Origin of the sequence: Citrobacter sp. wls711 (assembly GCF_005281055.1) — a bacterium.
GTDB lineage: Bacteria > Pseudomonadota > Gammaproteobacteria > Enterobacterales > Enterobacteriaceae > Citrobacter > Citrobacter gillenii.
This window is the reverse complement of record NZ_SZXC01000073.1, coordinates 91,616-109,131: the sequence shown is the minus strand read 5'-3', so window position 1 is coordinate 109,131 and position 17,516 is coordinate 91,616. Positions and strand designations below refer to the sequence as shown.

Annotated in this window: 17 protein-coding genes and 1 pseudogene; 8 read left to right on the top strand and 10 right to left on the bottom strand. The window is 50.0% G+C overall.

Features of this window, described 5'->3' with window-relative positions; translation table 11 throughout:
* Positions 1–25 precede the first annotated feature (25 nt).
* The 9 genes from ompL to yihU form a co-directional block, all read right to left on the bottom strand.
* Positions 26–718 carry a porin OmpL gene (gene ompL, locus FDW98_RS21310; RefSeq protein WP_096758877.1) on the bottom strand — a complete coding sequence of 231 codons (693 nt, stop codon included), beginning with the start codon at positions 716–718 and terminating at the stop codon, positions 26–28.
* Positions 719–784: 66 nt separating this feature from the next.
* Entirely contained in the window at positions 785–2,203 is a 1,419-nt protein-coding gene (locus tag FDW98_RS21305; RefSeq protein ID WP_096758876.1) for an MFS transporter, read from the bottom strand.
* A gap of 45 nt (positions 2,204–2,248) precedes the next feature.
* Positions 2,249–3,631: an MFS transporter gene (locus FDW98_RS21300; protein WP_096758875.1), complete on the bottom strand. Its 1,383-nt coding sequence runs from the start codon at positions 3,629–3,631 to the stop codon at positions 2,249–2,251.
* Between the two features lie 45 nt (positions 3,632–3,676).
* On the bottom strand, positions 3,677–5,713 hold the full coding sequence (locus FDW98_RS21295) for an alpha-glucosidase (RefSeq protein WP_096758874.1): 2,037 nt from the start codon (positions 5,711–5,713) through the stop codon (positions 3,677–3,679).
* 123 nt (positions 5,714–5,836) lie between these two features.
* Entirely contained in the window at positions 5,837–6,712 is an 876-nt protein-coding gene (locus tag FDW98_RS21290) for a sulfite exporter TauE/SafE family protein (protein WP_096758873.1), read from the bottom strand.
* An 88-nt stretch (positions 6,713–6,800) separates the two neighbouring features.
* Positions 6,801–7,703: an aldose-1-epimerase gene (locus FDW98_RS21285; RefSeq protein ID WP_226794678.1), complete on the bottom strand. Its 903-nt coding sequence runs from the start codon at positions 7,701–7,703 to the stop codon at positions 6,801–6,803.
* A gap of 71 nt (positions 7,704–7,774) precedes the next feature.
* Positions 7,775–9,016, bottom strand: a complete 1,242-nt coding sequence (gene yihS / locus FDW98_RS21280) for a sulfoquinovose isomerase (protein ID WP_096758871.1) — start codon at positions 9,014–9,016, stop codon at positions 7,775–7,777.
* Between the two features lie 15 nt (positions 9,017–9,031).
* Positions 9,032–9,910 carry a sulfofructosephosphate aldolase gene (gene yihT, locus FDW98_RS21275; RefSeq protein WP_096758870.1) on the bottom strand — a complete coding sequence of 293 codons (879 nt, stop codon included), beginning with the start codon at positions 9,908–9,910 and terminating at the stop codon, positions 9,032–9,034.
* Positions 9,911–9,932: 22 nt separating this feature from the next.
* The gene (gene yihU / locus FDW98_RS21270) at positions 9,933–10,829 is read right to left on the bottom strand and encodes a sulfolactaldehyde 3-reductase (RefSeq protein ID WP_096758869.1); all 897 of its coding nucleotides are present in this window, start codon (positions 10,827–10,829) and stop codon (positions 9,933–9,935) included.
* Positions 10,830–10,995: 166 nt separating this feature from the next.
* Here yihU and FDW98_RS21265 point away from each other — a divergent pair.
* The 6 genes and pseudogenes from FDW98_RS21265 (at position 10,996) to fabY (ending at position 15,724) form a co-directional block, all read left to right on the top strand.
* Positions 10,996–11,896: pseudogene (locus FDW98_RS21265) on the top strand (sugar kinase).
* Positions 11,897–11,929: 33 nt separating this feature from the next.
* Positions 11,930–12,733, top strand: a complete 804-nt coding sequence (locus tag FDW98_RS21260; RefSeq protein ID WP_096758867.1) for a DeoR/GlpR family DNA-binding transcription regulator — start codon at positions 11,930–11,932, stop codon at positions 12,731–12,733.
* A gap of 105 nt (positions 12,734–12,838) precedes the next feature.
* Positions 12,839–13,438: a glucose-1-phosphatase gene (gene yihX / locus FDW98_RS21255; protein ID WP_096758866.1), complete on the top strand. Its 600-nt coding sequence runs from the start codon at positions 12,839–12,841 to the stop codon at positions 13,436–13,438.
* On the top strand, positions 13,432–14,298 hold the full coding sequence (locus FDW98_RS21250) for a virulence factor BrkB family protein (RefSeq protein WP_096758865.1): 867 nt from the start codon (positions 13,432–13,434) through the stop codon (positions 14,296–14,298). The genes yihX and FDW98_RS21250 overlap by 7 nt, the downstream gene beginning before the upstream one ends.
* Positions 14,299–14,300: 2 nt before the next feature.
* Entirely contained in the window at positions 14,301–14,738 is a 438-nt protein-coding gene (gene dtd / locus FDW98_RS21245; RefSeq protein WP_096758864.1) for a D-aminoacyl-tRNA deacylase, read from the top strand.
* Between the two features lie 44 nt (positions 14,739–14,782).
* Complete coding sequence (fabY, locus tag FDW98_RS21240; RefSeq protein WP_153064726.1) at positions 14,783–15,724, top strand: fatty acid biosynthesis protein FabY; 942 nt, start codon at positions 14,783–14,785, stop codon at positions 15,722–15,724.
* 39 nt (positions 15,725–15,763) lie between these two features.
* Here the strand turns inward: fabY and FDW98_RS21235 are convergent, their stop codons facing one another.
* Positions 15,764–16,678, bottom strand: a complete 915-nt coding sequence (locus tag FDW98_RS21235) for an alpha/beta hydrolase (protein ID WP_096758862.1) — start codon at positions 16,676–16,678, stop codon at positions 15,764–15,766.
* Positions 16,679–16,900: 222 nt separating this feature from the next.
* Between FDW98_RS21235 and FDW98_RS21230 the strand changes: the two genes are divergently transcribed.
* Both FDW98_RS21230 and FDW98_RS21225 read left to right on the top strand, forming a co-directional pair.
* Positions 16,901–17,125: a CopG family transcriptional regulator gene (locus tag FDW98_RS21230; protein WP_170975228.1), complete on the top strand. Its 225-nt coding sequence runs from the start codon at positions 16,901–16,903 to the stop codon at positions 17,123–17,125.
* A complete protein-coding gene (locus tag FDW98_RS21225) occupies positions 17,125–17,499 on the top strand; it encodes a type II toxin-antitoxin system VapC family toxin (RefSeq protein WP_096758860.1) in 375 nt (124 codons plus the stop codon). Before FDW98_RS21230 ends, FDW98_RS21225 begins: the two co-directional genes overlap by 1 nt.
* Positions 17,500–17,516 lie beyond the last annotated feature (17 nt).

The following is a 17,516-nucleotide window of genomic DNA, read 5'->3' as shown; positions in this document are numbered from 1 at the left end:
GTGATCTACTATTCCGCGCAGCTATTTAGAAGAAATACTTTGCCCCGACACGAATTTGATTCTGTTCCCGGTGGTAGGGTTCCACATTACGATCTAACCAGCGTAATTCAAGATAGGGCAGCCAGTGCTCGTTGATGCGATATTTAAAGGTATTGGTAATTTCCCAATGATGGTCTTTACCATTACTACTATTAAAATCATTTACTCGCATAAAGTAGTGTGGTTCAAACGTATAAGAAAACTTATCCGTAATGCTGAAGTTCCAATAGTTGCCAATCTCATAGGTATCGTTGTTATCCTGATCGCCGTTTAAATCGGTTGAGCTGTAGTTGTTATGATTATATCGATTACGTACCGTAAGGTTAAACCAGGGCGTAAATTTATAATTCACATCCAGATATACTGCGCCGCCAGAACCAATACTCTTATCGTTAATCAGTCCACCGGGTTGAATAGTCAGTTTATCTGTCGGCTTGAATAATGGATACCAGCCTTCTATTTCGTTATAGCCATGCTTTAACTCATCTTTGCGTTGCATGGTGTAGGTATTCGTGAGCATGATACCCGCACCCATATCGGAATTATAGCCAACGCGCAGCATGACTTCCATCTGATCGGATGCCAGATTATATGCCTCGCGGTTTTCCACATAGGCACCGGCAAAAACAGAGGTGGAGACGACAGAGGATAAAAGAATTATTGCATTCAACTTTTTCATAATAAATCCATTTTATAAGCGTAGGGAAGCCGCCATCCATAGAGATGGAGAAAGCGGCAATTATTTTTATACGTTTACAACAGAGGTATTCTTTTTATGACTCTCAGTATCAGGTTTGAAATTGCTTTTCTTCCGTTGACTGATTTCCTCGATAATAAAAGCAAAGCGAGTTTCATTGAGTTTATAAAATAAACCCATGGTGAAGGCTGCAATGATGGCAAGCCCGCATGGCCAGAGAAAAATTAGTTGGCGTAGACCGAGCAAGGTGGCCTCACTCTGGACTATGTTGGGGACATAGCCGATTTGCGTCAGCATAATACCCGGCAAGAAACCCGCCAGTGCAGCAGAAATTTTTCGTGAAAAGGTATAACCCGTATAGACGGAACCTTCAGCACGGATCCCCGTTTTCCACTCCCCATAATCCACCGTATCCGGGACCAGCGCCCAGTTCAGGCTGTTAACAAAAGCGGTTCCGAAGAAGGCTAAGCAAGAGAAAATCACAAAATAAAAGGAGTTATAACCCCAAAAATAATTTAAAATATCGCCAGCGGCCCATAAAACCATACCTGCTAAATATACGCGTTTCTTGCCAAAGCATTTCACGGTCCAGGGGACTAACAAAACACCAATGATTACGCAACCCATACTAAAAAAACCCATCCAGGATAATAGGCTAATGTCATTTAGTACATATTGGGTATAATAAACCTGAATGGCGAGCTTGATATTAAATGCTGCTAGTGTACACAAATTTGCAATGCATAGAACTAATAGTGGTGGGTTGTGAAAAATTGCACAAAATGATTTGATTATGCTTGTTTTATGCCCCGGCGAGAGGGGCTCAATGTAATGTTCTTTGGTTCCTTTATAACATAACATCATAAAAACAAAACCAAAGATAGAGAAAATTAAGGCTGCACAACTATAACCAATGGTAGTTGTAGAGAATAAAGATTGAAGAGGGATAAAAGCAACCGTACAGATTAATAAACCTATTGTTGCCCCACCCTGTCGAAAAGCTGCCAATTGTGCTCGTTCATTTGGATTTTTTGTTATTGCTGGAATCATGGCGCCATATGAACAGTTCATTAGACTGTAAAATAGACCGAATAGCATAAATAGACCAGTTGCAATAGCAGTCTTGAGCGGCAGGCTAAATGTTGTAGCAATAAACTGAACTGTCGCAATAATCGCGGATGGTACCGCTGCATACAGAATAAAAGGCCTGAATTTCCCCCTGGAACCGATGCTTTTTTGAGAGTCGAGAAGAAATCCGGTTAGCATATCTGTAAATGCAGTAAAGAATTTTGCTATAAGGAAAATAACCCCACCATAATATGCAGGCATTCCTAGCTCATCTGTGTAAAACTTGAGCAAATACAATGTGCCAATGCTTAGCATTAGATTGGAGCCAATATCACCCGCGCCGTAAGCGAGTTTTTCTTTCAGGCTTAATTTTAGCGTTAGCGGATCATGGTCAGGCATAACCACTCCTTACAACGCCCCGAAGGGCGTCTTTAATTATTATTGTTAAGCAGTACGTTTACGCGCTTCTATTTCTTCAACGATACGGAAGTACATTTTCTCGTTGAGGTTGTAAAAACAGCCCATTGTAATCATGGCGAGCACCGCTAGCACACAAGGATATATGAAGATCAACTGACGTAATCCTTCAACGGTGCTGGCCGATTGCACCACGTTTGGAACGTAGCCAATTTGTGTAAGCATCCATCCAGGGAAAAATCCAGCGAGTGCCTGGGAAATTTTGCGAAAGAAGGTGAGCCCGGTATAAACTGTCCCTTCGGAACGAACACCAGTACGCCATTCGCCATATTCCACTGTATCTGAGACCAGCGCCCAGTTCAGGCTGTTAACGAATGCTGAGCCGAAGAATGCCAGGCAGGAGAAGGCCACGAAACTCACCGAAGTGTCGCCGAAGCCGTAGTTCAGCAGATCGCCCACGGCCCAAATTATCAGTCCGCCGATATAGACTTTTTTCTTACCAAAGCGGCGAACTGCGGCAGGCATCAAAAAGACGCCGATGAAGATACAACCCATGCTGAAGAAGCCCATATAGGACAAAATAATCGGATCGTTCAGCACGTACTGGGTGTAATAGACTTGAATCGCCAGTTTGACATTAAATGCCGCAAGAGTGCAGAGGTTGGCAACGCACAGAATAAACAGTGGGCGATTACCCGCGATTGCGCGGAAGGATTGCAATATTCCTGCTTTTTGCGCGGAATCAGTCTGTTTGACCTCAACATAACGTTCTTTAACACCCGCATAGCAAAGCCACATAAATAGAAGTCCGCATAACGAGAAAAGAGCTGCGGTTACGCCATATTGCAGTTGTTGATTGCCTTCAATTAAATTCATTACTGGTACAAACGCAACGGTGCCAATGAGAAGGCCTAAGGTGGATCCGCCCTGACGCCAGGCGGCCAGTGAGGCTCGTTCATTTGGATTTTTGGTTATGGCAGGCACCATCGCGCCATAAGAGCAGTTCATCAGGCTGTAGCACAATCCATACAGCATAAACAACAGCGTTGCGACGACCGTTTTGCCCGTAATTTCTAACGGTGTCCCTATAAAGTTGGCTGTAGCCAGCAGTGCTACCGGGAATGAGCCATACAGAACGAAAGGGCGAAATTTACCTTTCGGTCCTATTTTTCGCCGCGAGTCGAGCACAATACCAGTGCCCATATCGGTAAATGCGGTAAAGAATTTAGCGATTAAGAAGATAATTCCACCATAGGTTCCCGGGAGACCGAGGACATCAGTGTAAAATTTCAACAAATAGAGTGTGCCAATATCCAGCAGAATATTGGAACCCAGATCGCCTATGCCATAAGCTATTTTTTCTTTAAGTGGCAGGCGTAGCATTGCCGGATCAGCAGAGGTCTGACTCATTATTATTCTCCATGTGCCCGTGAGTTTCCCCACGGGCGAGCCTGATTAGATACTACGTAAAGTTGCAAACAGTGATGCCCACTCACTCTTCGCGCGATAAAACACCGGAGGCTTGCCAATTGGCGCACCCACGGTAATTTCTCCGCCCTGATAAGTTTCCCCGGTCCAGACGTTGACCCAGTTATCCTCTGGCAGATACAGCGTCCAGTCGCGCTTACCCTGTTCGTGAACCGGCGCAACCAGTAGATCCTGACCCAGTAGATACTGGTATTTCAGGGTGTAGGTGGTGGCATCGTCTTCATAATGCAGGAACAGCGGGCGCATCACCGGCAGTCCGGTGGCGCTGTTTTGCGCGACGGCCTGCTTGAGATACGGTTTCAGGGTGGTGAACACGGTGGTCATGCGGGCAAAATGGGCGATGGTTTCTGCATCACCATCGAACTGCCAGTTATCGCCCGGGCGGTTGCCTTCGTGGGTGCGCATCATTGGTGTGAAGGCGCTGAAGTCGCACCAGCGCAGCAGCAGCTCTTTTGTGCGCTTCATCTCAAACAGGGTGGTATAACCGCCGATATCGCTGTGGTGCAGGCCGTGACCGGTCATTGCCAGCGAAAGTGCGGCAGGCACGACCGAGGCCAGACCATCGTCGAGACTCCAGTCAACGTTTTGGTCGCCTGCCCACATCATGGTGGAGTACTTCTGGCTGCCGGTGTAACCCGCACGCATAAAGAACAGGATCTCGCCGAGCTTGCCGGTTTCCTGTAACGCTTCGTAGTTACACTTCGCCCACAGCGCAGGCCAGGCGTTGTGCATGATCTCGGCGCTGACGCCGTTGTGCAGATACGTATCGGTCGGCAGATATTCGCCAAAATCCGCCATCCAGCCGCCACAGCCGAGCTCAATCATGTTCTTTTTGATGACGTCTTTGAACCAGTCGTAGGCTTCCGGGTTGGTCAGATCGACCACGCCGCCGTAGAACTCGCCGAACTCAACCAGATAGTCACCGCCAGCGGCGTTTTTTGCCAGATAGCCGCGAGCCGCCGCTTCCGCGCAGAGGTCTTTATCGCTGGCAACGTACGGATTGATATACGAGAGGAACTGTACGCCTTCTTCTTTCCACTGTTTAATGCGGCTATCCAGCTGTGGATAGTTGTCGCTGTTCCACTTCCAGTTCCACATCACGCGTTTGCCAAACGAGGTCATACGGATCCCGGACCAGTCCTGCGCCCAGATGCCATTCACCTTCACGCCCGCATTACGCATGGTGTCCAGTTTGTTCTGGCAAACCTCGGTGCCGCCCTGAATACCCAGCGTGACGCCGTCGTAAATCCAGTCCGGCAGCGCCGGCTGGCGGCCTAACAGCGCGGTCAGTTTTTCCAGCAGGGCGATATACGTGTCGGCGCACTCAAAGCGCAGGGTGGTTTTGTCTTCCCACAGCGCCAGCTCGTGATACTCCGGTGCGCTGAAGTCGAAATTCATATAGCAGCTGTTATCAACGTGGCAGTAGTACTTTTGCGTGCTGACAAAGGTCGGTTGCGGGAAGAAAGTCCAGTAATAGTCGCCGCCGGCGTTTTCTTTGCAGTCTGCCTGCCAGGTGACATAGCTATTTTTATTACGGCCCACGCCCTGTTCACTGGTCCACAGCGGGAACGGTTTACCGCGTAAATCAAAGTAAGAAAATTGCTCGCCGCAGCCGTAGATATGATCTTTCGGATTGGCGGCCAGACGTAACCAGATGCGATTGTGGCTGAGATCGTCGTTTTGCAGATCCAGCTTCAGTCGGCCCTGTTCATCGGTGGAGATGTGCAGGCTGGCCGCGATGGCGCCGCCGCGGCTGAAATGTACCCGCCAGCCATCAAGTGATTCGCTGACCGTCGCCTCCGTGAGGGCAATCTTCTCATTGAGTTTGTCTTTAATGCTGAAGTTGCCGCGAAACATCTCAATGTCGGCAACGCCTGCGCCGATCCACAGACAAGGGGTTTGCGAGGTATGGCGCAGAATCAGGCGCTGATGGTATGTCAGCGTAAAGCCATCAATATTCTTTTCTATCAGGACTGAGGATAAATGCTTACTTTGCGTGCTCATAAAATATTCTCCATGAAATTGAGGAACGCGAGCATACTGATCGTTTATGATTTGCTATTATTCATTAGCCTTAAATAGTTATGCGCTACCCTTGAAGTAGCGCCTGAACAACATAAGCTTTTATTATTTGCTAGCATCCACTTTACGAATCTCAGCGATTCTTTTACCTAAAAGCATTTGTAATACTGTCAACAACACAAATGGTGGTAGAAGCGCAGTAATAGCTGAAATACCTAATGCACCTTTTATTAACATTGCACCCGAAGCGATTAATAACAAAAATACTAAAACACGGAAGACTTTTACCGAAATGCGCTTATGTACATATTGCCCGACTAAGGAACCGAGTATCATGGTAGGAATACAGAAAATAACCAGTTTAAATATTGATATTGTTAATATTCCACTGGTTGCCAGACCGCCGACAACTGCAATGTTGTTTGCCGTAAAGAACGCATTCAGCGTACCGCGAAAAGCGGCTGGGCCCAGGTTACGTAGCATTCCATACATCACAACGGGTGGTCCGTTTGTGGAAAAGGCCGCTCCTAACGCACCAGCAACTGCCCCTAACGGCGCCGCAATCCAACGTCTGTCATAGATGGGTAGGCGAGGAATAAACATACTGTAGAATGAGTAGAGAATAAGAAAACCGCCCAATCCTATTTTCATAATGTGGTCAGGCAGATAGGAAAGTGCATATAAACCTACCGGAATGCCAAGGAAAGAGAAGCCGATAAGAACGGCAGCCGATCGCCAGTCCGTTTCTTTACGAGATAACCATGTGGCATAAATGGCGGTTGCTGTTCCTACAATAACAGAAAGTGGTGTTGCCATTTTTACAGGTAGCATTAGGGTGATGAGCGGCATGGTTGTCAGTCCACCACCAAAGCCAGCACATATTCCTACGAATGTATAAAGAAACATTAAGGCGATAACGGTGTATATAACATTAGATTCCAACATCACGCCATCAGGTGTAAATAAATTAAAGAAATCCATTATAATTCCTTCATTATCAAATTCTAAAATATTACCGTGGACTTTTTAAGTCAGGGTAATGGGTATCCTGCACAAATAAATACTTGAACTATATGCATTCACCGTGAATATTAAAAAATAATGTATGCTGCTGTTTTGGTTTAAGTAATAGTAAGTCGATCCCAGAGTTAAAGGCATTAGGTGGACAACTCATCGGCTCGATAGCTAATCCCTGACGATTCAACTTTTCGCCACTATAGACCTGAAGCCACGGCTGATCGGAACACAAACTAACAGCCAACTGCTGTTGTTCGTTAATAATTTTCGCCTCCCACCGCTCACCGCAAGTTTTGAAAGTATGATCAATCCGTTTATCACCGATTTTTTGTTGGACGGAATAGTCCAAATTCAGCTCATCGACGCGAAGTAACGTTGTTGAGTTAGACTGTGTATCGAAAGCAAAAACCTCATTTGCAGGAAGCAGCAGCGTATAGTCATCAACAGGCGTTAAATCACAGGTTAAATAAGGGTGAATACCGACTCCGTAAGGTGCTGGTTTATCGCCGACATTTTGGCTAATTATCTCAACGGACAGCCCAGTTGTTGCGTCCAGTGAGTAAATCACTCGTGAGATCAATGCGAATGGGTAGCCATAGCTTGGTGGCAGAAATATGGAAAATGAGGCTTTTTCTGCCGTTAATTCATCAGTTTGCCAGTCTCGCCATGCAAGTAAACCGTGAATAGCGGTATTAGAACCATGTTCATTAATCGGTAGCTGATACTCATGCCCATCATGCTGATAGATGCCATTGGCAATACGATTTGGCCAAGGGATTAATACCTTACCCAGATGAGCAAGAGGCATCTCTTCTGGTTTATGAGGTATAACCAGATGTTTGCCCTGCCAGGTTAATTCGGCAAGACCGGCACCAACTGAAACTATTTGCGCCCGGTAATCACCTGCAGCGATTAATATCGTATTCCCACCACTATGCATACATATCACCTTAATATTAGATATCCTTACTAAACAACGGCATATGCAACATTCATTTGCTGATATGCCGTCTTTACCAGGCTTATTTATTTCGCATTGATATCTAACAAACCCGCTGCTACGGCTGGAGCCAGCCCTGGAGCGAGCGGGATGCGTGGGATTACCAGGCAGTGCAGCAGGTGATAAATGTCCTGCTTACCGTCCCAGACTTTGGTGGTCACTTTGTTGTCAGCATCCAATTCTTGCCACCATGAACCATTTTCATAGTCCATCAGGTATTTAATGCAGTAATCCCACCATGTCTGATACCAGGTTTCGTATTGACGATCCCCTGTTACGGTATAGAGGGCATAGGCTGTCCCCATTGCTTCTACAATTGGCCAGCGTACACGTTCGCGTACAACAGGTTTCCCTTCCCAATCAACGGTATACACAATACCGTCTGCCCCATCTGGAGCCCAGGCATCGCGTACTGTAGCGTGGAACAAACCTTTAGCATCTTCCAGCAGCCATGCTGGGGGTTGTTCGCATCTGGCTTCCAGCGCTGCGTGGATATGCAGCATTAAACGACCCCATTCGATCCAATGGCCTGGCGTGCCGCCAAATGCACGGAAACGGTGTGCCGGGTTGTCTTTGTTATAGTCGCGGATAGGATTCCATTGAGCATCAAAGTGCTCATTCACACGGTAATGATTGTTTCTGGCTACATCATGAATGATGACGGATGCGATTCTGATAGCGCGATCCAGCCATTTTTTGTCATGGGTAACGTCATAAACGATCAGGAAAGCCTCGACCGCGTGCATGTTGGCGTTACCGCCGCGGTAATCTTCCGTCTGGCTGAAGGCTTCGTCCCAGGACTCAAGGCACATCTGCTCTTCTTCACTCCAGAAGTATTTCTCAATAACTTCTATGGTGTAATCCAGTAATTTCCTGGCTTCAGGATGCCCGGTTGTTACTGCGCTGGCTGCGCCCAGCAGTGCAAAAAAGTGTTGATACCCTTGTTTGGAGGCATCCATCACGCCTTCGTCATTCACGCAGGCATACCAACCACCGTATTTTTTATCGAGTAACGCGCCATTCATAGCCTTGATGCCGTGATCAACCAGATCATATGCCCCTGGCCTGCCCATAGCCGCGGCCACAGAGTAAACATGCAGCATACGGGCGGTGATCCAGAGATGAGTACCCATCTCTTCTTTAATTTGCCCCTTGTTACCCAGCCAGCCAAATCCAGTAGGAACAGCAGCATTTTTACCAAAATTAAAGATGCGGTCTGTTTCCTGCTCCAGCCAGCGGTTGTGGCTCAATGTGTTAAACCATTTCATTCTTTGATCCTCGTATTAGCGGCGACGGGCCATCATTTCATCGACAATGTCACCTAAACGTTGCAATTTAGGCGCGGAAACATCACGCAGCATCAGTTCGGTATCTGGCAGGCCAACAACCGATGACCAGACCGCACGTCCGGCGAGAAAGCCGGATGCACCTGCCGTCATGGCCACGCTGACCGCGCGCGGGAACAGTTTTTCATTCACACCAGAGGAGAGAATGACCCACGGCATGTTGATGTTTTCATTCAGGCGCTGGGAGGCGCTAAGCAGTTCTTGTTGGGTACCTTTGCCGTACAGCGGCATTTCGACTTTGTAGAGATCGGCACCGCTGTCACCCAGTTCTTTAGCGGCATCGATAATGGCCTGCTCGCGATCGAACTTATCGCCGCGACGCGGTGGACGTACGACCGGTTCGATAATGCTCAGCAAGCCACTGGAGTGGCACATCTCATTAAATTCTTTCACCATATCCAGACGCTGCTGGGCATCTTCATCGCTACGCCACAGCACCAGCAGTTTTAACGCCTTGGCGCCGTCTTGCTTCACAGCCTGCGGATCGATACTTTTATCAATCACTACGCTATCAACAGGAATGCCGTTGCCCGGAATAAACGCATCGGCGGCAACAATCATGGCGCAGCTTTTGGCTACCGCGTTTTGCTCCACCACCTGGCGGTAACAGAATTGCTGATCGACCAGAATGGCCGAGGCATAAGGAGAAAGGATTTTTGCCGCATTCACTTTGAAATCGGTCAGCACGCTGTCGCTGACCGGGGATTTCGCACCCGCAGCGGCAAACATTAAGCGCATGGCTTCACGCTGATCGACTGCCAGCATGGCAAAACCGCCGGATGCACGCGTAATGTCTTTGATGGTGTAGTTGTTCATTCAATTTTCCTTTATACAGTCGTTACATTTTTACTTTGGCAGTCAGTCCGGCGCTGTTACGCACCTGCTCAAGAATGGCGGTCCAGTCTTCACGACCACGACCTGCGGCACGTGCCTGGTTATAAACCTCGCGAGAGGCGGCACCGAGCGGCATCGGTACATGCAACTGATTGGCAACATCCAGCGCGATGCCAAGATCTTTGTGGGCCAGATCGATCATGAAGGCCGGGGAAAGATCGCCTTTCAGCACTTTGTTAGGCCAGGAGGTGGTGAAGTGGCCTTTTCCGGCGGGGGTCCCGCTCATCACTTTCAAGGCCACATCGAAGGAGAGACCGAGTGCCTCGCACAGCACGGCGGCTTCGGCAGACAGGGCATTCAGCGCAATACTCATGTAGTTATTGATAAGCTTCACGCGAATACCCATGCCCGGCCCGCCTGCGTTAATCAGTTCGCTGCCCATCGCCATCAGTAGCGGTGTGGCGCGTTCGACCTGTTCTGCCGTGCCACCCGCCAGCAGCAGTAGCGTGCCCGCGACTGCATGATCGGAAGTGCGTCCGACCGGGCAATCCATCATGCACAAGCCCCTGGCTCGCATATCGGCAATCAGCTTGTCGGTTTGCAGCGGATGAATAGTCGACATATCAATCACTAACGCCTGCGGGGAGAGGCTTTCGCAGATACCCTTCTCGCTGAACAGTACGCTGCGCACCAGATCGCCGTTTGGTAGCATGGTGATAACAAACTCTGCGTCTTTCGCCGCCTCAGCCGGACTGGTGGCAGAGCGAGCCCCTTTTTCAACCAGCTGCTGTACGGCATCTGGGTTAACGTCATAGACGCTGAGCTGATGGCCCTGCTTCAGCAGGTTGCCCGCCATGGGGGAACCCATCTGACCTAATCCGATAAATGCTATAACTGCCATAACGTTCTCCTGAGACGTGGATGTCATTTTTTGTCATTCAAAATCGGTCTTTTCTGTCTGTTTTTGATCGTATTTGTAATTTATGGTCAAAAAATTGACAGCCGTCACTTTTTAAACATTTTGTGAAATTAAAATGATCCCATCCAAAACATTTGAGGAATGACTAATGATTCGTGTTGCTTGTGTGGGTATTACCGTGATGGACCGCATCTATTACGTAGAAGGCTTACCGACTGAAGGGGGGAAATATGTGGCGAAGCGCTATACGGAAGTGGGGGGGGGGGGGGCCTGCCGCAACGGCGGCAGTGGCTGCGGCGAAGTTGGGCGCGCAGGTGGACTTTATTGGCCGTGTGGGCGATGACGACACCGGAAATAGCCTGCTGGCGGAGCTGGAGTCCCTGGGGGTAAATACCCGCTACACCCGGCGCTATACAGGAGCAAACTCTTCGCAATCGGCAATCATGGTTGATGCGAAAGGGGAGCGGATTATCGTCAACTACCCCAGCCCGGACTTACTGCCGGATGCCGACTGGTTGCATGCGATTGATTTTTCCCAGTGGGACGTGGTGCTGGCAGATGTTCGCTGGCACGAAGGCGCAAAGCAGGCATTTACTCTTGCGCGTCAGGCGGGCGTCATCACCGTGCTGGATGGTGACGTTACGCCTCAGGACATTAGCGAGTTGGTGGCGTTAAGCGATCATGCGGCATTCTCAGAACCGGGTCTGGCGCGTCTAACCGGGATAGAAGAACCTGAGGCTGGACTGAAAAAAGCACAAACGCTCACAAATGGACATGTCTATGTGACGCGAGGCGGGGAAGGCTGCGACTGGATAAAAAATAATGTGTTACAGCATCAGCCTGGATTCGCCGTGGATGTGGTTGATACTACCGGTGCTGGAGATGTTTTTCACGGTGCGCTGGCATTCAGCCTGGCTTCCGGTAACGCTATGGAAGATGCCGTCAGGTTCGCCAGCGGAGTCGCAGCGCTGAAATGTACGCGCCCGGGTGGGCGTGCGGGTATTCCTGACTGTGATCAAACCCGATCTTTTCTGTCACTTTTTGTATAAAATGCCAGGGCAATGGTTTTTCGAGGAAATTTCATGAGTCTTACCGAACTGACCGGTAACCCGCGGCACGATCAGCTGCTGATGCTGATTAGCGAGCGCGGTTATATGAATATTGACGAGCTGGCCAGCCTGCTGGATGTTTCCACGCAGACCGTGCGTCGCGATATTCGTAAACTCAGCGAACAGGGATTGATTACGCGTCACCACGGTGGGGCGGGCAGAGCGTCGAGCGTGGTTAATACGGCGTTCGAGCAGCGTGAAGTCTCCTGGACGGAAGAGAAAAAAGCCATCGCAGAAGCGGTGGCTGACTATATTCCAGATGGTTCAACGGTGTTTATTACCATCGGTACCACCGTTGAACAGGTGGCGCGGGCGCTGTTAAACCATAACCATTTGCGCATTATCACCAACAGTCTGCGGGTGGCGCATATTCTGTATAACAACCCGCGCTTCGAGGTGATGGTACCCGGCGGGACGCTGCGCCCGCACAACAGCGGGATTATCGGCCCTTCCGCCACCGCGTTTGTGGCTGATTTTCGGGCAGATTATCTGGTGACCAGCGTCGGGGCGATAGAAAACGATGGCGCGCTGCTGGAATTTGATGTCAACGAAGCCAGCGTGGTGAAAACGATGATGGCCCATTCGCGGCATATTCTGCTGGCTGCCGATCATACGAAATACACGGCTTCCGCAGCGGTAGAGATTGGTAACGTGTCTCAGGTGACGGCGTTGTTTACCGATGAGTATCCCGGTCCGGCATTGCACAACCTGCTCCAGTCGCAGCAGGTGGAAATTGTGCAGGTGAGTCCCTCCCAGGATGACGCTCTGGCAATGTAATCCCCTCTAGTGGTGACTCGGAAACGTCAAAGCCATCACGCACGCATAGTCAAACTTCTCCTTTCCCGCTACAGTTATTCATCCATGGCGAGTAAGGAGAAGGACATGCTCTATATCTTTGATTTGGGTAATGTGATTGTCGATATCGACTTCAATCGCGTGTTAGGCACATGGAGCGATCTGAGCCGTGTCCCGCTGGCTTCGCTAAAGCAAAGTTTCACCATGGGGGAGGCTTTTCGCCAACATGAGCGGGGTGAAATAACCGATGAGGCGTTTGCCGAGGCGCTGTGTCACGACATGGCGCTGCCGTTGAGTTACGAACAGTTTTCCCATGGCTGGCAGGCCGTTTTTGTCGCGCTACGCCCCGACGTCATCGACATCATGCATAAACTGCGTGAGCAGGGGCATCGTGTCGTGGTGCTGTCGAATACCAACCGCCTGCATACGACATTTTGGCCGGATGAGTACCCAGAAGTTCGTCAGGCTGCGGACCATATCTATCTTTCTCAGGAACTCGGCATGCGTAAACCCGAAGCGCGGATTTACCAGCATGTTCTGCAGTCCGAAGGTTTTTCTGCCGCAGATACGGTCTTTTTTGATGATAACGCCGATAATATTGAAGGGGCTAACCAGTTAGGGATCACCAGCATCCTGGTCGTTGATAAAACGACCATACCTGACTATTTCGCGACGGTGTTATGCTAAAAAACGTGCATCAAAAAGCCAGGCACCCTACGCGTCCTGTACGGGCCTGGCTGAGGTTATTATGGCAACGCATTGATGAGGACAATATGACGACACTGGCGGGCAACCTGGCTTACGTCTCGTTGCTTTCGTTAGTGCCGCTTATCGCCGTTGTTTTTGCGCTTTTCGCCGCATTTCCCATGTTTTCCGACGTCAGCATTCAGCTGCGACATTTTATATTCGCTAATTTTATTCCGGCCACCGGCGATGTTATTCAGCGCTATATCGAACAGTTTGTCGCGAACTCGAACAAAATGACCGCCGTCGGCGCATGTGGGCTGATTGTGACGGCGCTGTTGCTGATGTATGCCATCGACAGCGCACTGAATACCATTTGGCGCAGCAAACGCACCCGGCCCAAAGTGTATTCGTTTGCGGTGTACTGGATGATTTTAACGCTGGGCCCGTTGTTGGCGGGTGCCAGTCTGGCGATCAGCTCTTATCTTTTGTCCCTGCGCTGGGCCAGCGATCTCAATACCGTTATTGATAACGTCCTGAGGGTATTGCCGCTGGTGCTCTCCTGGCTCTCATTCTGGCTGCTGTACAGCATTGTACCTACCACGCGCGTACCCAATCGTGATGCGGTGATCGGCGCTTTTGTCGCCGCGGTGCTGTTCGAAGCTGGGAAGAAAGGATTTGCGTTCTATATCACGATGTTTCCGTCTTATCAGTTGATTTACGGCGTGCTGGCGGTGATCCCTATTTTATTCGTCTGGGTATACTGGACGTGGTGTATCGTCTTGCTAGGCGCGGAAATAACTGTCACTCTCGGTGAATACCGCAAACTCAAACAAGCCGCAGAACAAGAAGAAGCAGAATAAATATGATTGCATTGATTCAGCGCGTAACCCGTGCCAGCGTCACCGTGGAGGATGAGGTGACGGGTGAAATTGGCCCAGGACTTTTAGTTTTATTAGGTGTCGAAAGGGATGATGACGAACAGAAAGCGAACCGCCTGTGCGAGCGCGTGCTCGGCTATCGAATTTTTAGCGATGCCGAAGGTAAGATGAACCTGAATGTACAACAGGCGGGTGGCAGCGTGCTGGTGGTCTCACAGTTTACGCTGGCGGCAGATACCGAACGGGGCATGCGCCCGGGCTTCTCAAAGGGCGCTGCGCCCGATCGTGCCGAAGCGTTATATGAATACTTTGTTGAGCGCTGTCGCCAACAGGAGATGAATACGCAAACCGGACGATTCGCTGCGGATATGCAGGTATCACTGGTTAATGATGGCCCCGTGACGTTCTGGTTACAGGTATGAACCAACTTCCGGCGTGGTCGCGGGTAACAAGAGAGAATACAACTATGTATCACCTTCGAGTACCGCAAACAGAAGAAGAATTGGCGCGTTATTACCAGTTCCGCTGGGAGATGCTGCGTAAACCGCTGCACCAGCCAAAAGGCTCCGAGCGAGATGCCTGGGATGCGATGGCGCACCATCAGATGGTGGTGGATGAAGAGGGTAATCTGGTTGCGGTTGGGCGTTTGTACATCAATGCGGATAACGAAGCCTCTATACGCTTTATGGCCGTTGACCCGTCCGTGCAGGAGAAGGGCTTAGGCACGCTGATGGCGATGACCCTGGAATCTGTGGCGCGTCAGGAAGGAGTCAAGCGCGTAACCTGTAGCGCCCGTGAAGATGCGGTCGAATTTTTTGCCAAGCTGGGTTTTGTGAGCCAGGGTGAAATCACCACGCCGCAAACCACGCCGGTACGCCACTTTTTGATGATCAAGCCCATTGCCACGCTGGATGATATTCTTCATCGCGGTGACTGGTGTGGACAGCTTCAGCAAGCCTGGTACGAACATATTCCGCTGAGCGAGAAAATGGGCGTGCGTATTCAGCAGTATACCGGGCAAAAATTCATTACCACGATGCCCGAAACCGGTAATCAAAATCCGCACCATACCCTGTTTGCCGGGAGCCTGTTTTCTCTGGCTACGTTAACCGGTTGGGGGCTGATCTGGCTAATGCTGCGCGAGCGCCATTTGGGCGGAACGATTATCCTCGCCGATGCGCATATCCGCTACAGCAGACCGATTACCGGGAAACCGACGGCTATTGCCGATCTGGGTTCGCTGAGTGGCGATCTTGACCGTCTGGCGAGAGGCCGTAAAGCGCGTGTCCAGATGCAGGTAGAGGTCTTTGGCGATGATGCGGCAGGTGTGGTGTTTGAAGGCACCTACATTGTGCTACCCGCAAAACCGTTTGGTGCCTACGAAGAAGGCGGGAACGAAGAAGAGTAGGGGGCAAATCCCTGTTTTTCATTCTATCCCGTTCGCGTTTTATTCGCGTGTTGCAACACGCCAGGCCACGTCACGCATTGCATTGCGTGCCGCCTGGCTCACGCCTCCGAGCTGGAAAAATCCGTGAATAACGCCAAGATAACGCTGGCAGGAGCACTCCACGCGTTGCTCCTGCAGCCGTTGATATAACGCTTCACCCTCATCACGCAGCGGGTCAGATTCAGCGGTAATAATATGGACTGGCGGTAAACCAGTAAGGTCGTCCCGCCACAGCGGGCTGGCTTCCGGGTGCTGCGGGTCGGTATGTGGCAAATACATCTCGTAACCGGATAGCAGCGTGTCGCGAGTGATAATGTAATCTTGTCCATTGCTGATGTAGCTGGCAAAGCTGGCGGTTGCGTCGAGCATGGGGTAAATCAGTATGAGCTGCGCAGGTTGCCACTGACGTGCTGCTTTCTGGCGTAGCGCAGTAACCAGTGCCAGGTGCCCACCCGCACTGTCTCCAGCAAGGGTTATTCTGTTGCGGTCTACGCCCAGTTCCTCAGCATATTTCCAGATGACATTGGCCCCGCTTTCGGCATCGTCGTGAGCTGCCGGGAACGTATGCTCTGGCGCAAGACGGTACTGCACGGCAATCACCCGACAGCCGCTGTAGAAGGCGAGTTGCCTTAACTGATTATTGTGGGTGGCAAACCCGCCGCTGACAAAGCAGCCGCCGTGATAGTAGATAATACAGGGTAGATTTCCCGTGGCGTTAAGCGGCGAAACAACGCGAAATGTCATGGCATCAAGTTCAATGTCTTCAACCTGTACGCGGGTTTCTGTTTCTCCAGCCAGTACGGTACTGGCGATGTAGCCCGCTCTCCGGTCATCAATACTCTGCTCGCGTGAAGAGGGGCGACCAGCCGCAATAAACTCAGCCACGAGGTCTGCCATTCCTTTTTCCAGTGCCATTTTTAGTCCTGTGGTCTGTATGAATACACAGTGTTATAACCTGGTTTTTAGAGAATGAATATGGCGGTTTTTGATGGCGGTGAGATTCTGGAAAGTGGCTCGCAAATTTAAACATCGTTGCAGTATTGGCTTTTTTCCCGTTTTCGGTAGGTGTATGTTGTTTGAAAATTAATCGCCAATGATATACTGGAGGTATATGTGACAACGCTGGTAGGGATAGATATGGGCAGAATTTTACTCGATTTGTCTGATGAGGTGATTCAACGGCTTGACGATCTCAAGGTGCAGCGCAATCTTCCCCGTGCTGAATTACTACGGGAAGCGGTTGAGCAGTATCTGGAAAGGCAGGATAACGCTGAGACCACTATTTCTGGCGCCCTTGGTCTATGGCAAGGCTGTGAGGAAGATGGTGTTGAATACCAGCGCAAGCTTCGTGAGGAATGGTAATGGTTAACGGGTCAGCGCTTTTTGATACCAATATACTCATCGATCTGTTTAGCGGACGGGCTGAAGCAAAATATGCGATAGAAACATGGCCGCCGCAGAATGCCATTAGCCTTATCACGTGGATGGAGGTAATGGTAGGCGCAAAAAAGTATCGTCAGGAATCCCGTACACGTGTTGCGTTGAGTGCATTTAACATTATCGGCGTGTCGCAGGATATTGCGGAAAGAAGCGTTCGCCTCAGGCAGGAATATGGGATGAAATTGCCGGATGCGATTATTCTGGCAACTGCGCAGATACATCGCCTTACGCTGGTCACGCGTAATACCAAGGATTTTGCAGGAATCCCTGGGGTAATCACGCCATATCAAGTGTAAGACGGGCAGCAAACGCT

Bases quoted from the DNA above. Each gene is read 5' to 3' on its own strand.
- FDW98_RS21305 (WP_096758876.1), bottom strand. From the start codon at position 2,203: ATGCCTGACCATGATCCGCTAACGCTAAAATTAAGCCTGAAAGAAAAA.
- ompL (WP_096758877.1), bottom strand. From the start codon at position 718: ATGAAAAAGTTGAATGCAATAATTCTTTTATCCTCTGTCGTCTCCACC.
- FDW98_RS21260 (WP_096758867.1), top strand. From the start codon at position 11,930: ATGAGTCTTACCGAACTGACCGGTAACCCGCGGCACGATCAGCTGCTG.
- FDW98_RS21235 (WP_096758862.1), bottom strand. From the start codon at position 16,678: ATGGCACTGGAAAAAGGAATGGCAGACCTCGTGGCTGAGTTTATTGCG.
- yihU (WP_096758869.1), bottom strand. From the start codon at position 10,829: ATGGCAGTTATAGCATTTATCGGATTAGGTCAGATGGGTTCCCCCATG.
- FDW98_RS21225 (WP_096758860.1), top strand. From the start codon at position 17,125: ATGGTTAACGGGTCAGCGCTTTTTGATACCAATATACTCATCGATCTG.
- yihT (WP_096758870.1), bottom strand. From the start codon at position 9,910: ATGAACAACTACACCATCAAAGACATTACGCGTGCATCCGGCGGTTTT.
- FDW98_RS21295 (WP_096758874.1), bottom strand. From the start codon at position 5,713: ATGAGCACGCAAAGTAAGCATTTATCCTCAGTCCTGATAGAAAAGAAT.
- fabY (WP_153064726.1), top strand. From the start codon at position 14,783: ATGTATCACCTTCGAGTACCGCAAACAGAAGAAGAATTGGCGCGTTAT.
- FDW98_RS21290 (WP_096758873.1), bottom strand. From the start codon at position 6,712: ATGGATTTCTTTAATTTATTTACACCTGATGGCGTGATGTTGGAATCT.
- yihX (WP_096758866.1), top strand. From the start codon at position 12,839: ATGCTCTATATCTTTGATTTGGGTAATGTGATTGTCGATATCGACTTC.
- FDW98_RS21250 (WP_096758865.1), top strand. From the start codon at position 13,432: ATGCTAAAAAACGTGCATCAAAAAGCCAGGCACCCTACGCGTCCTGTA.
- dtd (WP_096758864.1), top strand. From the start codon at position 14,301: ATGATTGCATTGATTCAGCGCGTAACCCGTGCCAGCGTCACCGTGGAG.
- yihS (WP_096758871.1), bottom strand. From the start codon at position 9,016: ATGAAATGGTTTAACACATTGAGCCACAACCGCTGGCTGGAGCAGGAA.
- FDW98_RS21300 (WP_096758875.1), bottom strand. From the start codon at position 3,631: ATGAGTCAGACCTCTGCTGATCCGGCAATGCTACGCCTGCCACTTAAA.
- FDW98_RS21230 (WP_170975228.1), top strand. From the start codon at position 16,901: ATGGGCAGAATTTTACTCGATTTGTCTGATGAGGTGATTCAACGGCTT.